This window comes from Brevundimonas staleyi, assembly GCF_041893865.1.
GTDB lineage: Bacteria > Pseudomonadota > Alphaproteobacteria > Caulobacterales > Caulobacteraceae > Brevundimonas > Brevundimonas staleyi.
The window spans coordinates 1835654-1859844 of sequence record NZ_CP169082.1 but is presented as its reverse complement, the minus strand read 5'-3'; the positions used below and the strand labels follow the sequence as shown (position 1 = coordinate 1859844).

The following is a 24191-nucleotide window of genomic DNA, read 5'->3' as shown; positions in this document are numbered from 1 at the left end:
GCGGCCTCATATAGGGATCGCGCCCGATTTCGCGCGCCGTATTGGCAGCGCCCCAACCCCTGTGATTCCCATGGCGAAAATCAACGGCAACACCATCAAGCCGGGCATGGTCCTGCAACACAACGGCGGCCTGTGGGTCGTCACCAAGGCCAGCCACGTCAAACCCGGCAAGGGCGGCGCCTTCGCCAACGTCGAGGCCAAGAACCTCGAGACCGGCAACAAGCTGAACGAACGCTTCCGCTCGGAAGACAAGGTCGAGCGCGTCACGCTGGAACAGCGCGACTTCTCCTACCTGTACGAACAGGGCGACGCCCTGGTCTTCATGGACGACGGCACCTACGAGCAGATCGAACTGCAGAAGGACTGGGTCGGCGAGGATTCGATCCCCTACCTGCAAGACGGCATGAAGGTCGTCATCGAGATGCACGAAGGCCGCCCGATCGGCCTGGAGCTGCCGGATCACGTCACCCTGACCGTCGCCGAGACCGAGCCGACCGTGAAGGGCCAGACGGCCTCGTCGTCCTACAAGCCCGCCGTCGCCGACAACGGCGTCCGCATCATGATCCCGCCGTACATGTCGGCCGGCGAGCGCATCGTCGTCGACACCTCGACCGGCGAATACGTCCGCCGCGCGGACTAAGACCCAATACCGCCGTCATCCTCGGGCTTGTCCCGAGGATCCATCGTCAAGTTCGCTTCGACCGTTCAGGTCCGAGTGCTGTGCGTCAGGCCTTCGGGTCGTGCGTTCTGATATATGGGCCCTCGGGACAAGCCCGAGGGTGACGATCTCACGCTAAGACCGACCGACAGGTACCGACCATGGCCCTCTCCTCCGCCCTCGTTTCCGTCATCACCGACGCCGTCCGCAAGACGGCCCGCCCCATGCTGCGCGACTTCGGCGAGGTCGCCCAGCTGCAGGTCTCGCGCAAGGGCCCCGGCGACTTCGTCACCGCCGCCGACATCAAGGCCGAGGACACCCTCTTCGAACTGCTGATGAAGGCCCGTCCGGGCTACAGCTTCCTCGGCGAAGAGCGCGGCCTGATCGAGGGCACCGACAAGTCCCACACCTGGATCGTCGATCCGATCGACGGCACGACCAACTTCATGCACGCCATGCCCCACTTCGCCATCACGGTGGGCCTGCAGCGTCACGCGCCGGACGGCTCGTCGGAGATCGTCGCGGGCGTCACCTACAACCCGATCATGAACGAGCTGTTCTGGGCCGAGAAGGGCAAGGGCTGCTACCTGAATGACCAACGCATCCGCGTCGCCGGCCGTCGCGACCTGTCCGAAAGCCTGATCTCGACCGGCCTTCCCTTCATCGGCAAGGCGGGCCACGCCCAGTCGATCAAGGACATCCACGCCATCGGCCAGCGCACGGCGGGCATCCGTCGTCTGGGTTCGGCGGCCCTGGACTTCGCCTGGGTCGCCTGCGGTCGCTACGACGCCTTCTTCGAGCGCAACCTGAAGCCCTGGGACGTGGCGGCGGGCGTGCTGTTCGTCACCGAGGCCGGCGGCATCGTCACCACCATCGAGCAGGACGGCGACCCCAAGACCGGAGCCTCGGTGCTGGCCGCCAACCCCGAACTGCATCCGCAGCTGCGCAAGGTGCTGCTAAGCGCATAAGCCTCTCCCTCCCCCTCGGGGGAGGGTCCTCGCGCAAGCGAGGGGGTGGGGAGGACAAGGCGACCACGCGACGATCTTTCCTTGGGGCCTCTCCTTGCCGCCCCCACCCGGTCTCAGCTTCGCTTCGACCACCCTCCCCCAAGTGGGAGGGAGAATTCATCGCCGCGTCACGCCCCATCCCTACCCTTCACGGATGATCCGGATCATCCTCGCCGCCCTGCTCCTCGCCAGCCCGGTCGCCGCCCAAGACATGACCCAGCCCCTCGTCATCGCCCACCGCGGCGCCTCCGGCGAGCGGCCGGAGCACACCCGCGCGGCCTATGAACTGGCCATCGAACAGGGCGCGGATTTCATCGAGCCGGATCTGGTCATGTCGAAGGACGGCCACCTGATCGTCCGACACGAGAACGAGATCGGCGGCACGACGAACGTCGCCGACCATCCCGAGTTCGCGGACCGCCACACGACGAAATGGATGGAGGGCCGCACGGTCACCGGCTTCTTCACCGAGGACTTCACCCTCGCCGAGCTCCAGACCTTGCGCGCCCGCGAACGCCTCCCGGCCCTGCGCCCCGACAGCGCGACCCACCTGGACGAGACGATCCTGACCTTCCAGCAGGTCATCGACATCGCCCGCGAGGCCTCCGCCCGCACCGGCCGCGTCATCGGCGTCGCGCCAGAGCTGAAGCACCCGAGCTATTTCACCGAGATCGGCCTGCCCATGATCGCGCCCTTCGTCGAGATCGTGCGCCAGAACGCCCTCGACGCCGCCGACAGTCCCATCGTCGTCCAGTGTTTCGAGGTGGGTCCCCTGCGCGAACTGAACGGCCTGATCGACAGCCCCCTCGCCCAGTTGATGTCGCCCTCCGGCGGCCCGGCCGACCTGCCCGACATTCTTTACGCCTCGATGGTCACGCCGGAAGGACTGGCCGAACTGGCGGCCTACGCCGACTGGGCCGCCGTCGAGACCGCCATGGTCATCCCCCGCACGCCCGCCGGCGCCGCAGGAACCCCGACCAGCCTCGTCGCCGACTCCCATGCGGCGGGCCTGAAGGTCGTCGTCTGGACCTTCCGCGCCGAGGACATCTTTGTGCCCGTGGACTATCGCGGCGACCTGCCGGGCTGGATTCGGCGCTTCTATGATCTCGGCGTGGACGCGGTCTTCAGCGACTTCCCCGGCGTGGCGGTGAACGCGCGCGACTAGCGCCCCGCCACCAGTTCCACCCGGATCGTCTCGCCCGTCACCGCCCGCGCCGTCCACGACGTGCCGATCCCGCCGCGCACGATCGGCGTGCAAAACGATCCCGGCAGAGGAATGGGCCGCCGCTGGCTGAAACAGACCTGACCGTCGCGCACGCGCCAGACCCCGCTGCTCAACCCGCCCCGGCGACCGCGTCCCTCGAACCGGCCGCCTTCCTGCAACCACATCCGCGCGGTGCGCCCGTCCGGATAGGTCGACAACAGGGTGTTCCCAAAGGCCGGGGCCAGATCGGCCTCGCCCGGCTGGGTCTGCGACAGGACGGCGGCGACGATCAGGGCACTGAGCATTCCATCAGAATGCGCCGCCCTGAAAACGGATCAACCCTCGCGGAATTGCAGCTCCGCCAGACGCGCATAGAGACCGCCCCTGGCCACCAGTTCGTGGTGCGTGCCCTCCTCGACCGCGACCCCGTCCTCCATGACCACGATCCGGTCGGCGCGCAGCACGGTGGCCAGACGGTGAGCGATGACCAGTGTGGTGCGCCCCTCCATCGCCTGATCCAGAGCCGCCTGCACCAGACGCTCGTTCTCGGCGTCCAGAGCGCTCGTCGCCTCGTCCAGCAGCAGGATCGGCGCGTCCCTGACCAGAGCCCGTGCGATGGCCAGTCGCTGACGCTGCCCGCCCGACAGGCTCTTGCCGCGCTCGCCCAGGGGCGTCGCGAACCCTTCCGGCAGGGCCTCGACGAAGCTCAGGGCCTGGGCCTCGTTCGCGGCCGCGCACACCTCATCCTCCGACGCCTCTTCCCGGCCGAAGCGGATGTTTTCCAAGGCGGAACCCGAGAACAGGGGCGCCTCCTGCGACACCCAGGCAAAGCGGCCGCGCACCTCGACCGGATCGGCCTGACGCACATCGACCCCATCCACGCTGACCGCCCCTTCCTGCGGGTCGTAGAAGCGCAGCAACAGGCGGAACACCGTCGACTTGCCCGCGCCCGACGGCCCCACCAGTGCCACCGTCTCGCCCGGCCGCACGGTCAGGTCGAAGCCCTTCAGCGCCGGCAGATCCGGCCGTCCCGGATAGGCGAACTTCACTCCGGCCATGCCGACACGACCTTCCGGCGGGCTCGGCAGGGCGACGGGCGCGGCCGGCGCCTGGATGTAGGGCACGGACTTCATCAGTTCGTCGATCCGCTCCATGGCGCCCGAAGCCTTCTGCACATCGCCCCAGCTTTCGCCCAGCGCCCCGACAGCGCCGGCCGTGAAGACCGACAACAGCACGAACTGCAACAGGGCGCCGGGCGTCATCGCGCCTCGCACCACGTCCTGCGCCCCCAGCCACAGGACCAGGGTCACGCCGCCGAAGATCACCACGATGACCACCGCCGTCATCCAGGCCCGCGTCCGCATCCGCATCAGGCTGACGCCGAACGCCTCCTCGACCACCGCGCCGAAGCGATCGACCGCGCTCCTCACCCGCCCGAAGGCCTGGACCGTTTCGATGGCGTCCACGCTCTCGCCGGCGAAGCCCACGGCGTTGGCGAACCGGTCCTGGGACCGCACGGTCAGCTTCCTCACCGACCGCCCGAACAGGAAGATCGGCGCGATCAGCACCGGCGCTGTCAGCAGCACCAGGGCCGTCAGCTTCGGGCTGACGATGAACAACAGGATGATCCCGCCGATCAGGGTCAGGAAGTTCCGCAGGGCGAACGACACCGAGGTCGTCAGCAGCGTCTCCACCAGGGCGATGTCCGTCGTCAGCCGGCTCAGCACCTCTCCGGTCCGCATCTTGGCGAAGAAGGACGGGTCCAGCGTCAGGATGCGGTCGAACAACGCCTTCCGCAGATCCGCGATCATCCGCTCGCCGGTCTTGGTGACGTAGAAATACCGGACCGCCGTCGCGACGCCCAGAATCACCGCGTTCAGTCCCAGGATCAGGAACCAACGATTGATGTCGCGCCCGCCGTTCTCGAACCCGTGGTCGATGGCGCCCCGCGCCGTCGCCGTCAGGGCCAGGGACGCCGCCGTCGAACCCAAGAGCCAGAAGCCCGCGATCAGGGCGTCCATCCGGTGCTGCATCAGATAGGGCCACAGCCGCAGCAGCGGCCGGATGTCCTTGCGTTTCTGACGCCGTTCCCCCGCCTCCCCCATCTGTTCGACCAAGAGGGCGCCGGCGCCGGGCCGTCCGGCGGCCTCGGGCGTGGATGGAGCTTCGTAGGTCGGGGGCGTCGCGGTCATGCGCGGCTCTTGCCCCGGAACCCCCTCCAGTGTAAACGCCGCCGCTCACTCCCGCCGGAGCTTCCGGCGGGTTTCTCATTCTCCAGTCGCTTAAGCAGCGAGGCTCCGCGAGCCGAGCGTTAGCGACACTCAGCAAAAAGCGCACCGATGGTCGGCATCATCACCGCGCCAGAGACCGGAATACGACCATGAAGGCCGATACGCACCCCGACTACCACTTCATCACCGTCACCCTGACGAACGGCACGACGTACCAGACCCGTTCGACCTACGGTAAGGAAGGCGACGTGCTGAACCTGGACATCGACCCCTCGACGCACCCGGCCTGGACCGGCGGCAACCAGCAGATGCTGGACCGCGGCGGTCGCGTTTCGCGCTTCAACAACAAGTTCGGCGGCTTCATCAAGAAGTAAGCCGGCCCCCAGCCCGGCTTGTCCGGGCGGTTTCTCGAATGCAGTCGCGGCAAAGCTGCGACATAGTCGACACGAAGAGCGCCGGTCCTGTGACCGGCGCTTTTTGTTTGTCCGGAACGTCGATAACATGGGGCCGTTCGATATCCGGGCGTGGACACGGGGCTCCATGCGGCGTCGGACGAAGGCAGACTGGACCATGAATCGACGCGAACTCACCCTCGGCGCAGCCCTTTCGGCCTTCGCCGGCTCGGCCGTGGCCCAGACCGCGCCCGCCCAGTCCGCCGTCGCCGCCCCCCAGAGCCAGTATCAGGCCGCCCTCACCTCCCAGCTGGCGCGCATGCCGGCGGCGGTTCAGCCTGACCTGCGCGCCTTCTACGAGCTGAACGGCTGGCGTCCGGTGTGGAACACCGCCCGCCTGCGCACCCTCAACCAGGCCGCCGGCCGCGCCGAGCGTCACGGGCTGTCCAGCAACGACTATTTCGACTTCGTGGGGCTGGCCGCCGATCCCGACACGGCGGACATGCGCACCACCGCCGCCGCCCTCGCCTACGCCCGCGTCCTGGCCGAAGGCGCCGTCCGTCCCGAGACGGTCGAGGAGCTGTGGGAGATGGAGAAGAACCGCGTCGATCTGCCGGTCGGGCTGAACGACGCCCTGGTCCAGAACAAGATCGTCGAATGGTTCGAGGGCCTGGCCCCGACCGACATCGGCTACAACAACCTGTCCGCCGGCTACGTCCGCTATCGCCGCATCATCGCCCAGGGCGGCTGGCCGCGCTTCACCGCCCGCGCCGGCACGATCGAGCCGGGATCCAGCGACAACCGCATCCCCGCCATCATCGCCCGTCTGGTCGCCGAGGGCGATCTGTCGGCCGCCGAGGGCCAGCGCCTGACGGCCCAGGGCCTGGTCTACGGCCCCGAGTTGCAGACCGCCGTGCGCGGTTTCCAGGCTCGCCACGGCCTGGGCGCCGACGGCCGCATCGGCGCCAGCACCCAGAGCTCGCTGGGCGCCTCGGCCGACGACCGCGCCCGCCAGATCGCGCTCAACCTGGAACGCCGTCGCTGGCTGAAGCGCGAGCTGAACCCCGAGCGGATCGAGGTCAACACCGCCGCCGCCATCATGGTCTACTGGAAGGACGGCCGCCCGGTTCACTCCAACCGCGTCGTGGTCGGCTCGCCCGCCAACGAGACGCCGAGCCTTGAGAAGCCCTTTGCCTCGGTCGTGGCCAATCCGCCCTGGTATGTGCCCGCCGGCATCGCGCGCCGCGAGATCCTGCCGCGCGGCCCCGCCTATCTGGCCAGCCAGAACATGTACATCTCGAACGGCACGGTCATTCAGCGCGCCGGCCCGACGGCGGCCCTGGGCTATGTGAAGTTCGAGCTGCGCGACAGCTATGCGATCTTCCTGCACGACACCCCGTCCAAGGCCGCCTTCAACCTGTCGATGCGTCAGCGTTCGCACGGCTGCGTCCGCGTTCAGAATGCGGTGGAGTTCGCCCGCATCCTGCTGACGCCCGACCCGACCCTGCTGGCCCAGTTCGACGACGCCCAGGCCAGCCGCGAGACCAAGCGCATCCAGACCGGCCGCGAGATCACCGTGCGCCTGCTTTACTGGACGGCTTTCGTCGACGGTCAGGGCCGCGTGGCCTTCCGTGAAGACGTCTACCGCCGCGACCGCCGCCTGGCCGAGGCCCTGGGCATCGCGGTCGACCTGCCCGCCGTCGTCGCCGACGGCCGCACCGACGCCAACGACGTCGGGCCGTAGTCCGGTTTCCTTCTCCCCTTGCGGGAGAAGGTGGCGGGCGAAGCCCGACGGATGAGGGGTACGAGGACGCGAATGAGATGAGGTGAGCAGACGCTCGCTAGTGACATTTACGGTCACCCCTCATCCGACCTCGCTGCGCTCGGCCACCTTCTCCCGCAAGGGGAGAAGGGGATTCAGTTCCTGAACGCCGCTTCCAGCATGCCCAGCTGGCTCAGCACCGGGTTCGCATCCGGCTCCGACGCCGCGTCCAGATACATCCGCTTGTCCAGATACAGCACGCGGTCGTGCAGCTTCTCGGCGCGCACCAGATACTCCACCAACGCGATCGGCATCTCCGGATGCCCCGGCTCGCCCTCGACCTTGCGTTCGCCCAGTCGATAGCGCGGCTCGCACGCCGCCTCCGGCGTCATGTCGCCCTCGCGCACGGCCCGCTGGACCAAGAGCCACGACGCCACCTGCATCAATCGCGTCGTCAGCTTCATGCTCTCGGCCGCATAGGCCAGGGCCGCAGACCGCGACAGCAGCTTGGAATCCCGCCGACCGTCGCCGTCCAGATAGGCGGCCGTCTCCTCGACCAGGTCCATCCCTTCCTGGAAGGTGCGCTCGAACAGTTCGGACCGCGCGAAATCGCGAATCTCTCCAGCGCGTGCTGCCGGGCCCGGCGTGGGGATTTCGTCGGCCATCAACTTAACCATGGTCATCGTGGTACGATACGCTCACTACACCGGCCCCCAAACCGGCCGCGAGCCTTCCGGCTGCAATCGGCATGCCACGGAAAAGGGGCTTTAGGAACCGCATCAGTTCCCGAAGTTGAACAGGGCGTCGGCGGCGGACTTCTTGGCGGCCTTCCCGGAAATGGCCGCCTTGGATCGCTTGATCTCGGCCTCCAGCGCCTCGATCCGCTCGTGCAGTTCGTCGACCGAATACAGGTCCAGGTCCTCGCGACCCAGGCTCGCCATCGCCGCGCCGCGCTGCGGGCGGGGCTCAAGATCCTCAAACGTCATCGTCGCCTCCTTGGCCATCACCCCGAAGAACCCCATTTACGCGCCCGGACACGGACGAATGCAAGGTTTGCCGACAATGCGGGTGATCGAGATCGAAGGCGGCGCGGGCCCGGCGGAGGCGTTGAAGCTCGCCGAACGCCCCGATCCCGTGGCGGGACCGGGCCAGATCCGCGTCCGCATCCGGGCCGCCGGCGTCAATCGACCGGACCTGCTGCAGCGGAACGGCGGCTACCCTCCCCCGCCCGACGCCTCGGACATCATGGGGCTGGAGATCTCCGGTGAGGTGGATCAGGTCGGCGAAGGCGTCTCGCGCTGGTCGGTCGGCGACCGCGTCTGCGCCCTTCTGGGCGGCGGCGGATACGCCGAGTACGCCGTCGTCGACGCCCGCCACGCCCTGCCGATCCCCGACGGTCTCGACTTCTTCCAGGCCGCCGCCCTGCCCGAGACCGTCTTCACCGTCTTCGCCAATGTGTTCGAGGCGGGCGGTCTGAAGTCCGGCGAGACGCTTCTGATCCACGGTGCCACCTCCGGCATCGGCGTCACCGCCATCCAGATGGCCAAGGCGGCGGGCACCCGCGTCATCGCCACCTCGCGCGGCGCGGCCAAGGCCGAGGCCGCCAGGGCCCTCGGCGCCGACGTCAGCCTCGACGCCACGACCGGCGACCTCGCCGAGGCCATTCAGGCGGCGGGCGGGGCCGATGTCATCCTCGACATGGTCGGGGCGGCCTATGCCGATCTGAACCAACAGGCGCTGAAGCCCGGCGGTCGCTGGGTCGTCATCGCCACCCTGACCGGCCCGCTGGCCCAGGTGGATCTGCTGAAGCTGATGATGAAACAGGCGACCCTGACCGGCTCGACCCTGCGTCGCCGCCCGGCCGACGAGAAGGCCCGGCTGGCCGCCGCCATCGAGGCGACCGTCTGGCCCTGGGTCGCTTCCGGCGCGGTCCGTCCTCCGGTCGAGGCCACCTTCCCCCTGGCCGAAACGAAACTCGCCCACCTCCGGCTGGAGGCGGGCGAGCATGTCGGCAAGATCGTGCTGACGGTCTAGCGGCTCGCGCCGCCGACCGGGACTCCCTTACCAGCCGCCGCGCACCGGGCGCAGCGACGAGATGCGGTCGTTCAGGCCGGTGTTCGCCAGATTGCTGACGTCGCCGTTGAAGACCTGGCAGTTGCCGCGGAAATAGGCGTCCGAGCAGGCTTCCCAGCGACCGCTCATCCGCATCGAGCTGATCTGGTCGTTGGCGCCGGTGTTGCCCAGGTTGACCATCTCGCCGCTGAAGCTCATCGAACGGCCGCGATAGTTGGAGTCTTCGTAGACGGTGATCGAGTTACGGCCGCCGCCGCCACCCCAACCGCCGCCGTTGTTTCCACCGCCCCAACCGCCGCCATTGTTGCCGCCGTTGCCCCAGCCACCGCCGTTGTTGCCGCCACCCCAGCCGCCGCCGTTGTTGCCACCGCCGCCGGGACGCCCGCCACCGCGATCCTCATAGTCGCCGCGATGGTTGTAGCAGACCAGCAGGCCGTTATCGTTGCCGATGTCGCTGGACGAGCAGCGCGCCAGCTCGATCGAGGTGCCGCGCACATTGCCGCGCATATCGCGGCAGTCGGCGTAGAGCCGGCCCTGGTTCACATACGAGCCCGAGCAGCTGTCGGCATAGCTGCCGCGCGGCGCGGCGCGTTGGGCGCCGCCGTCCATCTGCGGGGCGCGGTCCTGACCGCCGGCCAGCATGGCCACGGCCGCGAGCGTGGTGAGAGCGATAGACATGGTCGTTCCTCCAAAAAGACGTTGGTCGCTGAACGCGTCCGATGGCCCACTGTTCAATTCCCGGGATGAACCGGAGCTGTATGGCCGCGCTTGTCTTCGTTTAGCTGTCGCGCGTATGCCCCGCCGATCCCGGAACGCCAGTATGCCAGACCGCGAAGCCTACGGCCACGCTTGGGATTCGCCTGCGATCATGGCGTTTTCTTTTGCGCCGAAACGGCCTATATCAAATCATCAGCGCCCGGCCGAAAGGTCGGGCGCCGTCGTATCCAGAGCCCGAAAACGCCGGGCCCCTCATATCTCCGGGACTACGCCCATGACCGAAATCCTCATGCCCAAGGCGACCGCCGTCTGGCTGGTGGACAACACCTCGCTGACGTTCGAGCAGATCGCCGACTTCTGCGGCCTGCACCCGCTGGAAGTGCGCGGCATCGCCGACGGCGACGTGGCCCGCGACATCCGCGGCGTGGACCCGATCACCGGCGGCCAGCTGTCGCGCGAAGAGCTCGACAAGGCCCAGGACAACGCCGACTACCGCATGAAGGCCATCGTCAGCCGCCACGCCGAGCTGCTGAAGTCCAACAAGCCGGCTCCGAAATACACGCCGGTCTCGCGCCGTCAGGACCGCCCGGACGCCATCATGTGGTTCGTCAAGAACCACCCCGAGGTCACCGACGCCCAGATCGCCAAGCTGCTGGGCACCACCAAGTCGACGATCGAGAGCGTGCGCAACCGCACCCACTGGAACAGCCCGAACATCAAGGCCGTCGACCCGGTGACCCTGGGCCTCGTCGGCCAGCTGGTCCTGGACGAGATCATCGCCAAGGCCGCCGAGAAGAAGAACCGCGACGATCTCAAGAAGGGCGGCGGCACCCTGCAGCCCATCGACGAAACCCCGGCCGAGCCCGAGTTCGTCCCCGAAGAGCGCGAACGCCGCACGGCCGAGCCCACGGCGGAATCGGTGTTCGGCTCGAACAACGACTGAACTTCTCCCTCCCCCTCGGGGGAGGGTGGCCGAGCCGAAGGCGAGGCCGGGTGGGGACGGCAAAGCAAGGCCCCATTGACATTTTGTCGCTTGGTCGCGCAGCCGCCCCCACCCGGTCGCTACGCGACCACCCTCCCCCGAGGGGGAGGGAGAGCTATGGAAACAAAACGGCCCCGGGATCACTCCCGGGGCCGTTCGTTTTCCTGACGGAGACGAAGGCTACCCTGCCCTCGCCTCCAGACTGGTGATTTCCTCCTTGAGCCGGAGCTTCCTTCGCTTGAGCTCCCTGACCTGCAACGGATCCGCCGAGGGGCTGCCGATCTCCCGCTGGATGGTCTCATCCAGCTGACGGTGCCGATTTCCCAGTTCGCGGATACGAGCTTCGATGGTCATGGCTTGCGCCTCCATGTCTAAGGGACCACACAGTGAGCGCCCGGAAATCGGGTCTGTGAAATCACGGTTCGGTGACGTCAACAGACCCTTAAAATCCTCCGGACCCGGCGGAGCCTCCCTCCCAATATGGACCATGATGTGAACGGAGCAGTACGGAACCCGCCGACCCGCCTCGTGGTCGGAATCTCCGGCGCGTCGGGCGTCACCTACGGAATCCGAGTGCTGGACGCGCTGCAGGACCTGGGCGTCGAGAGCCATCTGGTCGTCACCCGCGCCGCCCTGCTCACATTGTCGCAGGAGACGGATTTCTCCGCCGATGACCTCACCGGGCGCGCTTCGGTCGTCCACAAGCTGAACGACGTCGGCGCCTCCATCGCCTCGGGATCGTTCAGGTCGCTGGGCATGATCGTCGCCCCCTGTTCGGTCAGGACGATGAGCGAGATCGCCACCGGCGTGACCTCCACCCTCCTGACGCGCGCCGCTGACGTCGTGCTGAAGGAGCGCCGCCCTCTGGTCCTGATGGTCCGGGAGACGCCCTTCCACCTCGGCCACCTGCGGACCATGACGGCCCTGGCCGAGATGGGCGCCACCATCGCCCCGCCCCTGCCCGCCTTCTACGCCAGGCCCGCCTCCATCGAGGAGATGGTCGATCAGTCCGTGGGCCGCGCCCTGGACCTGTTCGGCCTCGACTGGGCCCCGGTGAAGCGGTGGGACGGGCTCAAGGGTCCCATCAGCGAATGAGTGACTCCTTCTGGGACTGGGCCCTCAGGGCCTACGCCGCCCCCGGCGTGCAGGAGGCCTGTCTCCAGCTGCAGGACGGGACCGGCCAGAACGTGCCTCTGCTGCTCTGGGCCGCCTGGACCGCCGCCACGGGCCGCCCGCTGGACGAGGACACGATCAAGGGCGCCTGCGACTGCGCCCGCGCCTGGGACGAGGCCGCGGTCACCCCGCTGCGTACCCTTCGACGCAGCCTGAAGAGCGTGAACCCCGACATCGACGACGCCGCCCGCGAGGCTCTGCGCGATCAGGTGAAGGCCGTCGAACTCTCCGCCGAACGCCACCTGATGGCCGGTCTGGAAGCCCTCGCCCCCGCGCCCTCCGGTTCGCCCAGGCCCTACATCGAGGCACTGGTCGCCGTCGCCCGCGTCTGGACCCGCGTCGTGCCACGTCCGGCCCTCACGACGCTCGCCGAACGCCTTCCGGCCTGATGCGGCCTCGGGTATAAGCCCGTCTTCGCGGGGCCCGAATGAACGACGACCAACCCTTCCTGACCGACGAAGAGCTAGCCCTGCAGGCGCAGGTCAAGGAACTGCGTCTGGAACACGCCGACCTCGACGCCTCCATCGAGGCCCTGTCGCACATGCCGATCCCGGACCAGCTCCTGATCGCCCGGCTGAAGCGCAAGAAGCTGTTGCTGCGCGACGAGATCGTGAAGATCGAGAGCCGGATCCTGCCGGATATCATCGCTTAGTTTCCCTTCTCCCCTTGCGGGAGAAGGTGGCCGAGCGGAGCGAGGTCGGATGAGGGGTGACCGTAGATTTCACCGGTGAGCCATCTGCTCGCCTCATCTCGTCTGCGTCTTCGTACCCCTCATCCGTCAGCCTTCGGCTGCCACCTTCTCCCGCAAGGGGAGAAGGAAGACTGATCAACGCCCCCGCTTCCTGACCCACATCGCCGCATCCGCCTCGGCCAGCCAGGTCTCGACATCCGCCTGTCCGGCGAAGGCGCGCACCCCGAACGACCCGCCCAGCACCGCCGGCCGGCCGTCCCAGGCGAAGTCCGCCCCTTCCAGCGCCGCCTTCAGCCCGGCCGCCTTCTCCCGCCCTGCATCCATGTCGGCGTTCAGCAGCAGGACCGCGAACTCGTCCCCGCCCAGACGCCCCACGGCGTCCGTCGCCCGCACATTCTCGACCAGCAGTTCCGCCACCCGCACCAGGGCCGCATCACCCGCCGCATGGCCCAAGGTGTCATTCACCGCCTTGAACCCGTCCAGATCCAGATACAGCAGCACCGCCGGCACCTTGTACCGCGTGCAATAGGCCATGGACCGCGTCATCGCCGAGACGAAGCCCCGCCGGTTCAGCACGGGCGTCAGGACGTCGTGCTCGGCCGCCGCCTCCGCCGCCTCGGCGCGCGCGGTCAGGGCCGCCACCTCGGCGCGCAGCCGGGCGATCTCGGCTGCCGGATCGTCGATGTTCGGCGCGTCGGTCACGTCGGATACGGCTCCGGGCGCGGAATCAGGACGTGCGCCACGCCGCCTAAGCTAACGCCCTTGGTTGCGGGCGCAACGCGCGTGCTGTAACCGGCCGCTTTCCCGCGCTGAAGGCCTCTAAGCATGGCGACGACGACCCCCCCGGTGGCGATCATCATGGGCAGCCGTTCCGACTGGCCCACCATGAAGCACGCGGCCGACATGCTGGACCGTCTGGGCGTCGCCTGGGACGCGCGCGTCGTCTCGGCCCACCGCACGCCGCAGCGCCTGGTCGAGTTCTCGACCGGCGCGAAAGAGGCCGGTTTCAAGGTCATCATCGCCGGCGCAGGCGGCGCGGCCCATCTGCCCGGCATGGCCGCCTCCATGACCTCGCTGCCGGTGCTGGGCGTGCCCGTCCAGTCCAAGGCGCTGAAAGGCCTCGATAGCCTCCTGTCGATCGTCCAGATGCCCGGCGGCGTCCCCGTCGCCACCCTGGCCATCGGCGAGGCGGGGGCCAAGAACGCGGGCATCCTGGCCGGCCAGATCCTGGCCCTGAACGACATTCCGCTGGCCGGTCGCCTCGACGCCTTCCGCGAGGAACAGACCGCCTCGGTCCTCGAAACGGTCGAAGACTGATCTTGGCCGAGCTTCCCCTCCCCCCCGGTTCGACCATCGGCATCCTGGGCGGCGGCCAGCTTGGCCGGATGCTGTCCCAGGCCGCCTCCCGCCTCGGCTTCGACGTCGTCATCCTGGACCCCGAGGAGAACAGCCCGGCCGGTCGCGTCTCGCGCGGCCAGATCGTCGCCGCCTATGACGACCCGACGGCGCTGGGCGTCTTCGGCCGCGTCTGCGACGTCGTCACCTTCGAGTTCGAGAACGTCCCCGCCGCCTCCGTCGAGCGCCTGGCCGAGGCCGGCGCCCTCGTCGCCCCCGGCCCGACCGCCCTGGCGGTGGCTCAGGACCGCGTGGACGAGAAGACCTTCCTCAACGCCGTCGGCGCGACCACCGTCGCCTTCGCTCCGGTCGACGATCTCGCCGACCTGCAGGCCGCGCTGGAAACGCTGGGCACGCCCGCCCTCCTGAAGACCCGCCGCGACGGCTACGACGGCAAGGGCCAGGTCTGGATCAAGTCGCCGAAACAGGCCGAGGCGGCGCTGGCCGAACTCGGGGGCCGCCCGGCGATCCTCGAAGCCCGCGCCGCCTTCACCCGCGAACTGTCGATCATCGCCGCGCGCGGCCGCGACGGGTCGGTCGCCGTCTATCCGCTGGGCGAAAACAAGCACGCCGGCGGCGTCCTGCGCACCACCAACGCGCCCGCCCAGATCGACGCGAAGACCGAGAAGCGCGCCAGGGCCATCGCCGCCTCCATCCTGGACGGCCTCGCCTATGTCGGCGTCATCGGCATCGAGCTGTTCGACGTCCCAGGCAAGGATGGGGGCGACGGCACGCTTCTGGTCAACGAGATCGCCCCCCGCGTCCACAACACCGGCCACTGGACCCAGGACGGCTGCGTCTGCGACCAGTTCGAACAGCACATCCGCGCCCTCGCCGGCTGGCCTCTGGGTCCGACCAAGGCCCACGCCCAGGTCGAGATGACCAACCTCCTCGGCGACGAGGTCGAGCAGTGGTCCAAGCTCGCGGCCAAGCCCGACCAGCGCCTGCATCTCTACGGCAAGGCCGAGGCCCGACCGGGTAGGAAGATGGCGCATGTGAACCGGGTGAAGGCGCTCACATAACTGTCGTCATCCTCCGGCGCAGCGAAGCGGAGACCGGGGGACGCAGCGGCGCCGAAGGCGATCTGTTCAGACAGGATTTCGGACGCATCGTACCTCGCGGCAGTTTCGCGCTCTCGCGCGCCGCTGCGTCCCCCGGTCTGCGACGCGAAGACGCGCCTTGCCGGAGGATGACGAAAGCTAGGCCCGCTGCGGATACCGCAGTCGGCTCAGCATCTCCGTCACCTTCCGCACCGGGGCGTCGAAATCCTTGCCCGCCTTCCACTTCTCGAAGGCCATGACGTTCTCGATCCGCGCCGCCACGAAGGCGTCCGACGCCTCTTTCCCGTTGAACAGCCGCAGCGTCATCGCCGGGATCAGGATGCCCGACAGGATCGTCCGCTTCGAATAGTGGTTCCAGTCGGTCGCCGTATCCCCGGCCCAGCGCCACAGCCCGTCCGCCGTCCCCCAGGTCAGGCTCAGCGCCAGGCCCGTGTTGGTCGGCAGGGCCATGAAGCCGCTGGCCCGCTTCTCGGCCTCCGGATGGGCCATGGCGACTTCCAGCCGCGTCTCCAGCGCCCGAGCGATTCGCTCGCGGATTTTCAGACCTGCCGGATCGCCCAGTTCGGCCAGCGCCTCCGCATCGTGCCGACGCCACAGCAACGCCGCCAGATCGCGCGGCCCGTTGGGCAGCAGAAGCTCCTGATCGCCTTCACTCAAACCCTGCGCCGCACACGCCTCGCGCACCAGCCGGGCGTTCCAGCCCAGGCGCGGAGCCCGTTCCAGCGCCGAATCGAGCACCGCCTGCTCCATCCGGTCGCCCCAGTCGGCTTCGGGCGCGTTCGACAGGTGCGGGGTCTCGGTCATTTCCCTAGAATACGCCCGTCCCACCTATGTTGCGAGGGTCACGGAAGACGCGCGACGATCTGGACAGGACGGGAGGCTTGGTGTATCCGCACGCCTTCGCTCGCCGGGCTGTCGCCCGCGGGATCGGATTTTATTTGTCTGCCCGCCTCTTCTGGGACGCGGCGGGCGGCCAAAGGAGAGTTTCACCTGGTTCAGATTTTCGTCCGCGACAACAACGTCGATCAGGCCCTCAAGGCCCTCAAGAAGAAGATGCAGCGCGAAGGCAGCTTCCGTGAAATGAAGCGCCACGTGCACTACGAGAAGCCCTCGGAGAAGCGCGCCCGCCAGAAGGCCGAGGCCGTCCGTCGCGCCCGCAAGCTGGCCCGCAAGCGCATGCAGCGCGAAGGCCTGCTGCCCGCCCCGAAGCCCCGCGCCCCGCGCGGCTGATTTCGGTCAGAGCTGATATTGAGAAGGCCGCCCCTCGAGGCGGCCTTTTTGTTTCCACCCTCTCCCCTTGCGGGAGAGGGAGATCGCGCACGAGAGCGCAGCGATCGTCCTGGCGCGATCGGGTGAGGGGTGAAACTCGCTCTCGCCGATGAGCCCCTGCGGGCCGCACCTCGGCTACGTCCCCGTACCCCTCATCCGACTTCGCTTCGCTCAGCCACCTTCTCCCGCAAGGTGAGAAGGAACTCACCGCCCCCCACCGCTCATCGCCGCCGCAAAGCTCTTCCAGCTCAGCTTCACGTCCGACAGCGCGCCCGCCCGGAACGCCCGTCCAGCCAGCCACACCATCAACAGCGCCACCGCGAACATCCCCGCCATCGTGCCTATGATCTCGATCATCGGCGGCCCGGACGGCGCCCGCGCGCTCATCAGGAAGGGCGTGAAGAAGGGCACCCAGCTCAGGAACTTCACCGCCGGCGCATCGGGGTTCACCAGCGCCATCTGGACGACCAAGAGCGGCACCACCAGCACCATCATGATCGGCCCCATCAGGGTCTGGGCGTCGCGCGGCGTCTCGCAGAAGGCGCCGATGGCCGCGAACAGCACCGCGTACATCAGGTAGCCGCCGACGATGTAGCCGATGAAGTAGAAGATCAGGCCGTTGCGCATCAGCACCTCGGCCACGTCCGCCGCCGTCGAGGGCGCCGCCGTGATCAGGCCCACGGCCCCGATGCCGCCCCAGACGACCAGCACCGACAGGGTCAGGAAGGCCACGCCCAGCACCTTGCCGGTCAGGATCTCCGTCGCCGAGGCCGAGGACAGCAGCACCTCCAGGATCTTGTTCGACTTCTCCTCCATCACGCTGTTCAGCAGGATCGAGGCGCCCGTGATGATCAGCGACCACAGGATGAAGCTGAAGGCCAGGCCGATGATGCCCGGCAGACGGTCCTTGAACGACACCTCGCCGCCGCTGGCCGAACGCGGCGAGAAGGCCGTGATCTCGGGCCGGAAGGCGTCGACGCTCTCCACGATGGCCGCATCGATTCCCGCCTCGCGCAGGACCGCGTCGCGGTTCTCGTCCCTCAGCGCCCGACGCACGAAGTCCTCGACCGTGTCGTCCGTCGCCCGCGCCGACCAGACGCGCGCGCCAGGTCCTTCGGGCGTGCGGGTCAGGAAGACCACGGCGTCCAGCCGCCGGTCCTCGGGCGTCTCGTCGGTCAGATAGCGGCGCACGACCGCGTTCTGGGCGTCCCCCGGCGTCGCCGCCGTCAGGTCGGCGGGCGCATCCACGAACCGCATCCGCTGGCGACCCATGGAGGCGATGGCGCTCTGGGCCGCGCCCGGAGGCGCTCCGGAAGAGGCGGCGGCCTTCTCGGCGGCCTCCCGCACCCGTTCGGCCTGGCGTTCGGCGTCGGCGGCCAACAGCCCCTTCACGGCGGCGGCCAGGCCCGAGGCTTCCGGCCCCTCCTCGATCAGGACGACGGCACGCACCGGATCGGCGCCGCGCACCAGCAGAGGCACGGCCCCGCCCAGCACGGCGAACATCGGAAACGCCAGCAGCGACAGCCAGAAGCCGACTGTCTTGGCATAGGCCATGAACTCGCGCTGGGCGATCAGGAGGATGCGGTTCATTGGCCTGCCTCCGCGTGGGTGGTCGGTCGGGCGACGCTCTGATCTTCGTCCGGATGATCCCCGGTCAGGTCGATGAAGGCGTCATGCAGGGTCGGCTCCTTCAGTTCGAACCGGCGCACGTCGAGGCCCGAGACGAAGGCCGTCTTCAGCGCCTCCTGCCCCCCTGCCCCGCTGGCCAGCGCCCCTTTCAGGACCCGCACCCCGCCGTTGTCCGATACGACTTCCACGCCCGTCACGCCCGGCAGGGCCGCCACGGCCTCGGCCGTGATCTCGCCTTCCAGCTCCAGGAACCGGCGGGACGTCGCCCGCGCCTCGGCCACCGTGCCGTCGAACGCCTTACGGCCGCGGGCCATCAGGACGACCTGATCGCACAGCCGCTCGGCGTGCTGCATGACGTGGGTGGAGAACAGGACTGTCGCCCCGTCGGCCGCCAGCCCCCGGATCACCTCTTCCAGCCCCTGCTGGTTGACCGGATCGAGGCCCGAGAAAGGCTCGTCCAGGATCACGAACTCCGGCCGATGCACGACCGAGGCGATCAACTGGACCTTCTGCGCCATCCCCTTGGACAGCTCCTTCATCTTCTTTTTCTGCGAGGCGCCGAGGCCCTGTGCGATCAGCATCTCGCGCGCCCGGCGCTTGCCCTCGCCCGTCGGCACCCCCTTCAGGGATCCGAAGAAGGCGATCGCCTCCACCGGCGTCATCTTCTTGTAGAGGCCCCGCTCCTCCGGCAGGAAACCGATCCGGTCGCGGACCTTGCGTCCGTCCGACGCGCCCAGGATGTCGATGGTCCCGGCGCTCGCCGACTGCAGCCCCAGGATCATGCGGATGGTCGAGGTCTTGCCGGCCCCGTTCGGGCCCAGGAAGCCGCAGATGGCCCCCTTCCGGACCTGGAAACTCAGGTCCTTCACCGCCTGAAAGTCGCCGTAGCGCTTGCTCACGCCGTCGAGCGTCAAGGCCGCCATTCACTCATCCCCCGGTCGTTACAACGCTAGAGGTAGCAAAGGACGCTTTACATGCAAGCCGTATTCGCGTGGCGGCGTTCGATCAGCCCGCGACCGGCCCGTCCACCACCACTTGGAAGGTCTCGCCCACGACCCGCGCCGGGTTCACCTGCGCCCCGCCGCGACGGACCTCGAAATGCAGGTGCGGCCCGGTGGAATAGCCGGTCGAGCCGACCAGACCGATCCGCTCGCCGCCTGAAACCCGGTCGCCCGACGCCACATCGATGCGGCTCAGGTGGGCGTACATGGTCGTCATTCCGTTCGGGTGGCGCAGCTCGATGAAGTTGCCGTAGCCCGAGGGCTCATGGCCGATGCGGACGATCTCGCCCTCCGCCGCCGAGTAGACGGTCGTGCCGGTCGGCGCAGCGATATCGACGCCCTTGTGCATCCTGACGCCCGGCTCACCGCCCAGACGCCGCATGCCGAAGCGTGAGTTGATGCCGAAGCCGCGCACCGGCTCCTCGAACGTCATCGGCCGGGTCAGGGGCCCGGCGGGCTTGGCCACCGCCGTGATCGGCGGCAGCTCCGGCAGGGCGAAGGTCTCGATGTCGGGCTCCCGGTCCGCGGGCGCCATGGCCATGGCCAGGACGGCGACGCCGACGAAGGCGGCGGTCTGTCCGGAGTGGGTCACGAAGGCACGGGCGGTCGGAAGCAGTCGGCGCATGAAATCGTCGGCTCGGTGGCGCTTTTCGAGAAGCAGTGGAAGCCTGCGAGCGCGGATCGGCGACCGGCGCGCTGCGGCGAGCGGCCGTATCGGTAATTCCTGCGGCGACTTTGGGGCGCGCAGGGCGACAGGGCGTCGCACCCGGGGAACCCCTATGCACACAACGTCACCTCCCCATCGCAGATGGGGAGGACAGATCGCGGGCAGCGATCAGGAGGGGGCAAGACGGTATCGACAGGCGAGCACCTGCCAGCCCTCACTCAAACCACCGAGTCGCCCTCTCCTGGCGTCCTTCGGCCGCCTGTCCTCCCCATTCGCCTACGCGAAGGGGGAGGTGACACTGTCTTACAGCGGCAGTTTGAACGTGATGCCGCCCGTGTGGCTGTCGGCGCGATCGCCGAAGCGGCCGCGATAGCCGATCTCGACCTCCAGCGGTCCCATCTCGCCCGACACCCCGGCGGCGGCCAGGATCGATCCGCCGAACGGATCATCATAGTGACGCGACAGGACCTGTGCCGGATTGCCGGCGATGCCGACGCGGACGGCGTCCGAGCTGTCGTCCAGGATGTCGCGATAGCCGCCCTCGGCGAAGAGGCCGAAGCCGCCCATGTCCGCCTCGGCCCGCAGGACGGCCTCGGCCGAAATGCCCTTCGCCGAACGATCCTGGTAGGCGTAGGAGGCCGCCAGCCCCTGTTCGGTGTAACCGTCCACCGTGGCGTTGGCGTAGGTGACCGCGACGCGCGGCGAGATCGCGATCCCACCGGCATCGAACCACATCCCGGCCTGGGCGCGCGCGCCGGTCGAATAGCCGCGCGTCTCGCCGGTCATGGTGATGGCCGCCAGAGAGCTGACGCGCTTGATGTTGTTGAAGTCGTCGCTGGCCACGCCGGCCGCCGCGTTCAGGAACAGGTTGCCCGAGCGCCAGCCGCCGTAGACGTCCAGAGACAGGCTGCGCAGTTCGAAGCTCGACGGTCCCGCCGTGACATCCGCGTTGCGGAAGGCGCCGGCCATGCCGAAGCGCATCGTCTCGGTGCCGGATTCGAGCATGATCTGCCCGCCGACGCTGTCGAACTTGCCCTGGGAGGCGAAGCCGCGCTGATCGAAGCCGCCCGCGTCATAGACGCCGCCGACCGAGATCGAGGTGCCCGCTTCCCACGCCGCATGGCCCGACAGACGGGCCGTGGCGCCGTCCAAGGCGTCCTCGCGATACCGATAGGCGGTCTCGCCCTGGATCGTCGATTCGGCCGCACGGTTGGCGTAGTAGAGGTAGTCGGACGACAAAGCCGCGATCAGCCGGTGCCCGGCGGCGGTCGGGTGGACGCCGTCGAAATACAGATAGCTGTCGGGATTGGCGCAGACCGAGGTCCCGGTGAAGCAGGACTGGGTCACGTTCGTCAGGCCGAAACGGCCGGGGTTGGACGCCAGGGCGTCCGACACCTTGGCCAGGTCGAACAGGATGATGTTCGTGCCCGGACGAGCCGCCGCCGTCGTGATCAGGGCCGTCTGCAACTGGCTGTTGAAGGTCGAGCCGGAGTTGTCGGCCAAGGCGGCCAGCGGCGTCGGCGAGAACTGGGGCGTGATGCCCAGACGCGGCAGGTTGGTCACCAGGATGGTGCCCGCGCCGCGCGTCGCGATGTCGTTGACGATGAAGTTCATGTCCGCGACGGCGGCCGAAATGATCGGCGCCATATAGCCCGTCGGGTTGGTCTGACTGGCCGGCGGCAGGACCGCGAAGGCGCTCAGGCCCTGGAAGATATTGTTCGCGCCGCCCAGAACGCTGACCAGATCACTCGCGCCGAACGCACCGCCTCGCCCGACATAGGTCGTCAGTTGCTGGCGCATGCCCGGCGGGAAGGCGATGGTGTTGTCGGTCCGCGACCCGCCGTAGGCGTAGTTGATGCTGCCGGTCACCGGAGCGCCGGTCGCGCCCCGTCCCGCGGTGAAGCCCAGAAGTTCGGTGAACACCGGACCGCTCGAGAACCGGCCCTGGAAATAGGGCGCCGGCGGCTGGCCCACCGAGGCGAACAGGTTGCCGTTGTCGCTCAGCGAGTCGCCGAACACGACCAGGCGGTTGTAGGTCTGGGCCGAAGCTGACCCTGCGGCGGCCGAGGCTGCGGCGAGCGTCAGCGCAGCCAGGGCTGCGCCGCGAAGATAGCGTGACATGGTCTTCCTCCCTCGGCCGTCGATTCCGCAGCCGTTGACCGACACTCTGCGCTCGTTTTGCGCGAGCGCAAGATGCCGTCGCGGAAGGTGACGACTGATCAGGAACCGTCAGCCGGGTCGCGATCAGTGAAGCAGGCGGAACCGCAGCGTCCCGGCCACACTCTTCAGCACACGGAGCGCCTGCGGATCGTAGTCGCGGTCCACGTCCATGATGACGTAGCCGGTCTTTTCGTCCGTCTTCAGATGCTGACCGAGGATGTTCAGCCCCGCCGCCGACAGCTCGCGGTTCAGCTCGGCCAGAACGCCCGGCTGGTTCCTGTGGATGTGCAGGATGCGGTGCCCGCCCGAAACCTCCGTCAGCTGCACGTTCGGCAGGTTGACGCAGAAGGTGGTGTCGCCCCGGTTCAGATAGCCCAGCAGACGCTCGGCCGCGAACTCGGCGATGGCCTCCTGCGCCTCCTCGGTCGAGCCGCCGATGTGCGGCGTCAGGATGACGTTCTTCAGCCCCATCAGCGGGCTCTCGAACGGATCGGCGTTGGTGCGCGGCTCTTCGGGGAAGACGTCCAGCGCCGCTCCGCCGACACGCCCGCCCTGAATGGCCTGGGCCAGATCGCCGACGTTGACGACATGCCCGCGCGAAAGGTTCAGGAACAGGGTCCCCGGCCGCATCATCTGGAACTGGGCCGCGCCGATCAGGTTGGTGTTCTCCGCCCGCCCGTCGACGTGCAGGGTCACCACGTCCGCCTCTGCCAGCAGGGCGTCCAGCGACCGCATCCGCTTGGCGTTGCCCAGCGCCAGCCGCTCCGACTGATCGTGGAAGATGACCCGCATCCCCAGCGCCTCGGCCAGCACCGACAGCTGCGACCCGATGGCCCCATAGCCGACGATGCCCAGGGTCTTGCCGCGCAGCTCGCGCGATCCGTCCGCCGACTTGTTCCACTTGCCGGTGTGCATGGCCGTCGACTTGTCGACCACGTCGCGCATCAGGGTGATGGTCAGGCCGATGGCCAGCTCCACCACGCTGCGGGTGTTCGAATAGGGCGCATTGAACACCGCGATCCCCTTGGCCGCACAGGCGTCCAGATCGATCTGGTTGGTCCCGATGCAGAAGGCCGCCACGGCCAGCAGCCGATCCGCCGCCTCCAGCACGCGCTCGGTCACATTGGTCTTGGAGCGGATGCCCAGCACATGGACGCCCTTGATCTTCTCGATCAGGTCGTCCTCGTCCAGCGCCCCCTTCATCGTCTCGACGGAATAGCCCGCCTCCTCCAGCCGCTCGACGGCGGCGGGGTGGATGTTCTCGAGCAGCAGCATCTTGATCCGGCTGCGCGGATAGGACCAACGCCCGGCCAGACCCTCGGCGTGCAGCAGTTCGTCGATCGACTTGGCCTCGCCGTCCGCCACGGCCACGACCTTGTCGCGCCGCGCGATCTCGGTGAAGGCGTAGAACCGGTCCGCCGCCCCTGCCAGCTTGACCTCCGCGTCGTTCCAGCCGTCCCCGACCATCACGACCGGCCCGGCCAGGCCCAAGGCCTTGATCACGGTCGGCTTGCCGTTCTCGCGCGACAGAGGATTGGCGTCGTCCACCCCCGTCACCCGCCCCTCGGCGTCATAGGTCAGGTCGTTGCAGATGACGCGATCCGGCGCCACGCCCAGCCGCTCGGCGATAGGCAGGATCACCTCGCGGAACCCACCCGACAGAATGATGATGTTCGCCGCATTCTCGTTGAAGAAGCGCAGGTTCCGCCGCACCGACGGCGTCCCCTCGTCCAGGATCCGGTCCGCCAGCGCCTGAACATGGGGCCGGGTCAGCGGCAACAGCGCCAGTCGCGCCCTCAGCGACTCGCCGAAATCCACCTCTCCGGCCATGGCCCGGTCGGTCAGGGACGCGATCTCGGTCCGCACGGATGCGGCATCGCTATGCCCCTCAAGGGCGATATCAGCGAGGGCTTCGAGGGTTTCGATGCGCACAAGCGTCGAATCGAAGTCGAAAATCAGCGTCGGAGAGGCGGTCATGCCTCCCTTTCGCTCACCTTCGCAGACGCAGCAAGTGAAGTCTCCTCCCCGTTGGCCCCTTGGCCAATGGGGAGGTGGCAGCGAGCCTCTTCGCGAGCTGACGGAGGGGTTCTTGGCGACGGAAAGAACCCCTCCGTCTCCT

At 68.3% G+C, this 24191-nt stretch carries 26 protein-coding genes and 1 pseudogene; 13 read left to right on the top strand and 14 right to left on the bottom strand.

The features are described from left to right. The first annotated feature begins 70 nt into the window (after nucleotides 1–70). The 3 genes from efp to ACETK8_RS09290 all read left to right on the top strand — a co-directional run bounded on the left by efp (nucleotide 71) and on the right by ACETK8_RS09290 (nucleotide 2830). Nucleotides 71–640, top strand: coding sequence for an elongation factor P (gene efp / locus ACETK8_RS09300; RefSeq protein WP_374039214.1), 570 nt, complete (start codon nucleotides 71–73; stop codon nucleotides 638–640). A gap of 179 nt (nucleotides 641–819) precedes the next feature. Further along, the gene (locus ACETK8_RS09295; protein WP_374039213.1) at nucleotides 820–1626 is read left to right on the top strand and encodes an inositol monophosphatase family protein; all 807 of its coding nucleotides are present in this window, start codon (nucleotides 820–822) and stop codon (nucleotides 1624–1626) included. A gap of 193 nt (nucleotides 1627–1819) precedes the next feature. Then, a complete protein-coding gene (locus tag ACETK8_RS09290; RefSeq protein WP_374039212.1) occupies nucleotides 1820–2830 on the top strand; it encodes a glycerophosphodiester phosphodiesterase in 1011 nt (336 codons plus the stop codon). Here the strand turns inward: ACETK8_RS09290 and ACETK8_RS09285 are convergent. Further along, a complete protein-coding gene (locus ACETK8_RS09285) occupies nucleotides 2827–3174 on the bottom strand; it encodes a hypothetical protein (protein ID WP_374039211.1) in 348 nt (115 codons plus the stop codon). The two genes, ACETK8_RS09290 and ACETK8_RS09285, sit on opposite strands and share 4 nt — an antisense overlap. A 30-nt stretch (nucleotides 3175–3204) precedes the next feature. Then, nucleotides 3205–5061, bottom strand: coding sequence for an ABC transporter transmembrane domain-containing protein (locus tag ACETK8_RS09280; protein WP_374039210.1), 1857 nt, complete (start codon nucleotides 5059–5061; stop codon nucleotides 3205–3207). A 188-nt stretch (nucleotides 5062–5249) separates the two neighbouring features. Here ACETK8_RS09280 and rpmE point away from each other — a divergent pair, with 188 nt between their 5' ends. Then, entirely contained in the window at nucleotides 5250–5474 is a 225-nt protein-coding gene (rpmE, locus tag ACETK8_RS09275; RefSeq protein WP_271085924.1) for a 50S ribosomal protein L31, read from the top strand. 196 nt (nucleotides 5475–5670) lie between these two features. Further along, on the top strand, nucleotides 5671–7236 hold the full coding sequence (locus ACETK8_RS09270; RefSeq protein ID WP_374039209.1) for a L,D-transpeptidase family protein: 1566 nt from the start codon (nucleotides 5671–5673) through the stop codon (nucleotides 7234–7236). Between the two features lie 173 nt (nucleotides 7237–7409). Here the strand turns inward: ACETK8_RS09270 and ACETK8_RS09265 are convergent, their stop codons facing one another. Beyond that, a complete protein-coding gene (locus ACETK8_RS09265) occupies nucleotides 7410–7937 on the bottom strand; it encodes a DUF1465 family protein (RefSeq protein ID WP_374039208.1) in 528 nt (175 codons plus the stop codon). A gap of 96 nt (nucleotides 7938–8033) precedes the next feature. Beyond that, a complete protein-coding gene (locus ACETK8_RS09260; protein ID WP_374039207.1) occupies nucleotides 8034–8240 on the bottom strand; it encodes a DUF1192 family protein in 207 nt (68 codons plus the stop codon). A gap of 76 nt (nucleotides 8241–8316) precedes the next feature. Here ACETK8_RS09260 and ACETK8_RS09255 point away from each other — a divergent pair, with 76 nt between their 5' ends. Then, a complete protein-coding gene (locus ACETK8_RS09255; protein ID WP_374039382.1) occupies nucleotides 8317–9288 on the top strand; it encodes an NAD(P)H-quinone oxidoreductase in 972 nt (323 codons plus the stop codon). 27 nt (nucleotides 9289–9315) lie between these two features. Here ACETK8_RS09255 and ACETK8_RS09250 read toward each other — a convergent pair whose 3' ends face one another. Next, on the bottom strand, nucleotides 9316–10005 hold the full coding sequence (locus tag ACETK8_RS09250) for a beta/gamma crystallin-related protein (protein ID WP_374039206.1): 690 nt from the start codon (nucleotides 10003–10005) through the stop codon (nucleotides 9316–9318). A gap of 313 nt (nucleotides 10006–10318) precedes the next feature. Between ACETK8_RS09250 and ACETK8_RS09245 the strand changes: the two genes are divergently transcribed. Beyond that, entirely contained in the window at nucleotides 10319–10987 is a 669-nt protein-coding gene (locus ACETK8_RS09245; RefSeq protein WP_374039205.1) for a DUF1013 domain-containing protein, read from the top strand. Nucleotides 10988–11206: 219 nt separating this feature from the next. Here ACETK8_RS09245 and ACETK8_RS09240 read toward each other — a convergent pair whose 3' ends face one another. Continuing rightward, on the bottom strand, nucleotides 11207–11380 hold the full coding sequence (locus ACETK8_RS09240; RefSeq protein ID WP_374039204.1) for a YdcH family protein: 174 nt from the start codon (nucleotides 11378–11380) through the stop codon (nucleotides 11207–11209). 126 nt (nucleotides 11381–11506) lie between these two features. Between ACETK8_RS09240 and ACETK8_RS09235 the strand changes: the two genes are divergently transcribed. The 3 genes from ACETK8_RS09235 to ACETK8_RS09225 are packed head-to-tail and all read left to right on the top strand — an operon-like array spanning nucleotide 11507 to nucleotide 12851. Beyond that, nucleotides 11507–12121 (top strand): UbiX family flavin prenyltransferase, encoded by a 615-nt coding sequence (locus tag ACETK8_RS09235; protein ID WP_374039203.1) that lies wholly within the window; start codon nucleotides 11507–11509, stop codon nucleotides 12119–12121. Then, nucleotides 12118–12588 (top strand): TIGR02444 family protein, encoded by a 471-nt coding sequence (locus ACETK8_RS09230; RefSeq protein ID WP_374039202.1) that lies wholly within the window; start codon nucleotides 12118–12120, stop codon nucleotides 12586–12588. Before ACETK8_RS09235 ends, ACETK8_RS09230 begins: the two co-directional genes overlap by 4 nt. 38 nt (nucleotides 12589–12626) lie before the next feature. After that, a complete protein-coding gene (locus ACETK8_RS09225; RefSeq protein ID WP_374039201.1) occupies nucleotides 12627–12851 on the top strand; it encodes a YdcH family protein in 225 nt (74 codons plus the stop codon). Between the two features lie 174 nt (nucleotides 12852–13025). Here ACETK8_RS09225 and ACETK8_RS09220 read toward each other — a convergent pair whose 3' ends face one another. Further along, on the bottom strand, nucleotides 13026–13592 hold the full coding sequence (locus ACETK8_RS09220; protein ID WP_374039200.1) for a GGDEF domain-containing protein: 567 nt from the start codon (nucleotides 13590–13592) through the stop codon (nucleotides 13026–13028). 123 nt (nucleotides 13593–13715) lie between these two features. Here ACETK8_RS09220 and purE point away from each other — a divergent pair, with 123 nt between their 5' ends. Then, nucleotides 13716–14207, top strand: a complete 492-nt coding sequence (purE, locus tag ACETK8_RS09215) for a 5-(carboxyamino)imidazole ribonucleotide mutase (RefSeq protein WP_374039199.1) — start codon at nucleotides 13716–13718, stop codon at nucleotides 14205–14207. 2 nt (nucleotides 14208–14209) lie between these two features. Continuing rightward, a complete protein-coding gene (locus ACETK8_RS09210; protein WP_374039198.1) occupies nucleotides 14210–15307 on the top strand; it encodes a 5-(carboxyamino)imidazole ribonucleotide synthase in 1098 nt (365 codons plus the stop codon). A gap of 177 nt (nucleotides 15308–15484) precedes the next feature. Here ACETK8_RS09210 and ACETK8_RS09205 read toward each other — a convergent pair whose 3' ends face one another. Next, nucleotides 15485–16150, bottom strand: coding sequence for a COQ9 family protein (locus ACETK8_RS09205; RefSeq protein ID WP_374039197.1), 666 nt, complete (start codon nucleotides 16148–16150; stop codon nucleotides 15485–15487). A 186-nt stretch (nucleotides 16151–16336) separates the two neighbouring features. Here ACETK8_RS09205 and rpsU point away from each other — a divergent pair, with 186 nt between their 5' ends. After that, complete coding sequence (gene rpsU / locus ACETK8_RS09200) at nucleotides 16337–16576, top strand: 30S ribosomal protein S21 (RefSeq protein ID WP_374039381.1); 240 nt, start codon at nucleotides 16337–16339, stop codon at nucleotides 16574–16576. A 243-nt stretch (nucleotides 16577–16819) separates the two neighbouring features. On the opposite strand, the gene ACETK8_RS09195 is transcribed toward rpsU, so the two are convergent. The 6 genes and pseudogenes from ACETK8_RS09195 to ACETK8_RS09170 form a co-directional block, all read right to left on the bottom strand. Continuing rightward, nucleotides 16820–18205, bottom strand: a complete 1386-nt coding sequence (locus tag ACETK8_RS09195) for an ABC transporter permease (RefSeq protein ID WP_374039196.1) — start codon at nucleotides 18203–18205, stop codon at nucleotides 16820–16822. Further along, entirely contained in the window at nucleotides 18202–19167 is a 966-nt protein-coding gene (locus ACETK8_RS09190) for an ABC transporter ATP-binding protein (RefSeq protein WP_374039195.1), read from the bottom strand. The genes ACETK8_RS09195 and ACETK8_RS09190 overlap by 4 nt, the downstream gene beginning before the upstream one ends. A gap of 82 nt (nucleotides 19168–19249) precedes the next feature. Beyond that, nucleotides 19250–19870, bottom strand: a complete 621-nt coding sequence (locus ACETK8_RS09185; protein ID WP_374039194.1) for a M23 family metallopeptidase — start codon at nucleotides 19868–19870, stop codon at nucleotides 19250–19252. A 345-nt stretch (nucleotides 19871–20215) separates the two neighbouring features. Continuing rightward, nucleotides 20216–22033, bottom strand: coding sequence for an autotransporter domain-containing protein (locus ACETK8_RS09180; RefSeq protein ID WP_374039193.1), 1818 nt, complete (start codon nucleotides 22031–22033; stop codon nucleotides 20216–20218). A gap of 123 nt (nucleotides 22034–22156) precedes the next feature. Beyond that, nucleotides 22157–23347: a phosphoglycerate dehydrogenase gene (gene serA, locus ACETK8_RS09175; RefSeq protein WP_374039380.1), complete on the bottom strand. Its 1191-nt coding sequence runs from the start codon at nucleotides 23345–23347 to the stop codon at nucleotides 22157–22159. 222 nt (nucleotides 23348–23569) lie between these two features. Next, nucleotides 23570–24049 (bottom strand): annotated as a pseudogene (locus ACETK8_RS09170) (HAD family hydrolase); the annotation flags it as partial. Between the last annotated feature and the right edge of the window lie 142 nt (nucleotides 24050–24191).

Coding starts and splice junctions, on each gene's coding strand:
- serA (WP_374039380.1), bottom strand. CDS start 23,347: ATGCTGCTGCTCGAGAACATCCACCCCGCCGCCGTCGAGCGGCTGGAG.
- ACETK8_RS09190 (WP_374039195.1), bottom strand. CDS start 19,167: ATGGCGGCCTTGACGCTCGACGGCGTGAGCAAGCGCTACGGCGACTTT.
- ACETK8_RS09265 (WP_374039208.1), bottom strand. CDS start 7,937: ATGACCATGGTTAAGTTGATGGCCGACGAAATCCCCACGCCGGGCCCG.
- ACETK8_RS09245 (WP_374039205.1), top strand. CDS start 10,319: ATGACCGAAATCCTCATGCCCAAGGCGACCGCCGTCTGGCTGGTGGAC.
- ACETK8_RS09195 (WP_374039196.1), bottom strand. CDS start 18,205: ATGAACCGCATCCTCCTGATCGCCCAGCGCGAGTTCATGGCCTATGCC.
- ACETK8_RS09290 (WP_374039212.1), top strand. CDS start 1,820: ATGATCCGGATCATCCTCGCCGCCCTGCTCCTCGCCAGCCCGGTCGCC.
- ACETK8_RS09240 (WP_374039204.1), bottom strand. CDS start 11,380: ATGACCATCGAAGCTCGTATCCGCGAACTGGGAAATCGGCACCGTCAG.
- rpmE (WP_271085924.1), top strand. CDS start 5,250: ATGAAGGCCGATACGCACCCCGACTACCACTTCATCACCGTCACCCTG.
- ACETK8_RS09280 (WP_374039210.1), bottom strand. CDS start 5,061: ATGACCGCGACGCCCCCGACCTACGAAGCTCCATCCACGCCCGAGGCC.
- purE (WP_374039199.1), top strand. CDS start 13,716: ATGGCGACGACGACCCCCCCGGTGGCGATCATCATGGGCAGCCGTTCC.
- efp (WP_374039214.1), top strand. CDS start 71: ATGGCGAAAATCAACGGCAACACCATCAAGCCGGGCATGGTCCTGCAA.
- ACETK8_RS09255 (WP_374039382.1), top strand. CDS start 8,317: ATGCGGGTGATCGAGATCGAAGGCGGCGCGGGCCCGGCGGAGGCGTTG.
- ACETK8_RS09295 (WP_374039213.1), top strand. CDS start 820: ATGGCCCTCTCCTCCGCCCTCGTTTCCGTCATCACCGACGCCGTCCGC.
- ACETK8_RS09270 (WP_374039209.1), top strand. CDS start 5,671: ATGAATCGACGCGAACTCACCCTCGGCGCAGCCCTTTCGGCCTTCGCC.
- ACETK8_RS09260 (WP_374039207.1), bottom strand. CDS start 8,240: ATGACGTTTGAGGATCTTGAGCCCCGCCCGCAGCGCGGCGCGGCGATG.
- ACETK8_RS09235 (WP_374039203.1), top strand. CDS start 11,507: ATGGACCATGATGTGAACGGAGCAGTACGGAACCCGCCGACCCGCCTC.
- ACETK8_RS09205 (WP_374039197.1), bottom strand. CDS start 16,150: ATGACCGAGACCCCGCACCTGTCGAACGCGCCCGAAGCCGACTGGGGC.
- ACETK8_RS09185 (WP_374039194.1), bottom strand. CDS start 19,870: ATGCGCCGACTGCTTCCGACCGCCCGTGCCTTCGTGACCCACTCCGGA.
- ACETK8_RS09225 (WP_374039201.1), top strand. CDS start 12,627: ATGAACGACGACCAACCCTTCCTGACCGACGAAGAGCTAGCCCTGCAG.
- ACETK8_RS09285 (WP_374039211.1), bottom strand. CDS start 3,174: ATGCTCAGTGCCCTGATCGTCGCCGCCGTCCTGTCGCAGACCCAGCCG.
- ACETK8_RS09180 (WP_374039193.1), bottom strand. CDS start 22,033: ATGTCACGCTATCTTCGCGGCGCAGCCCTGGCTGCGCTGACGCTCGCC.
- ACETK8_RS09250 (WP_374039206.1), bottom strand. CDS start 10,005: ATGTCTATCGCTCTCACCACGCTCGCGGCCGTGGCCATGCTGGCCGGC.
- ACETK8_RS09230 (WP_374039202.1), top strand. CDS start 12,118: ATGAGTGACTCCTTCTGGGACTGGGCCCTCAGGGCCTACGCCGCCCCC.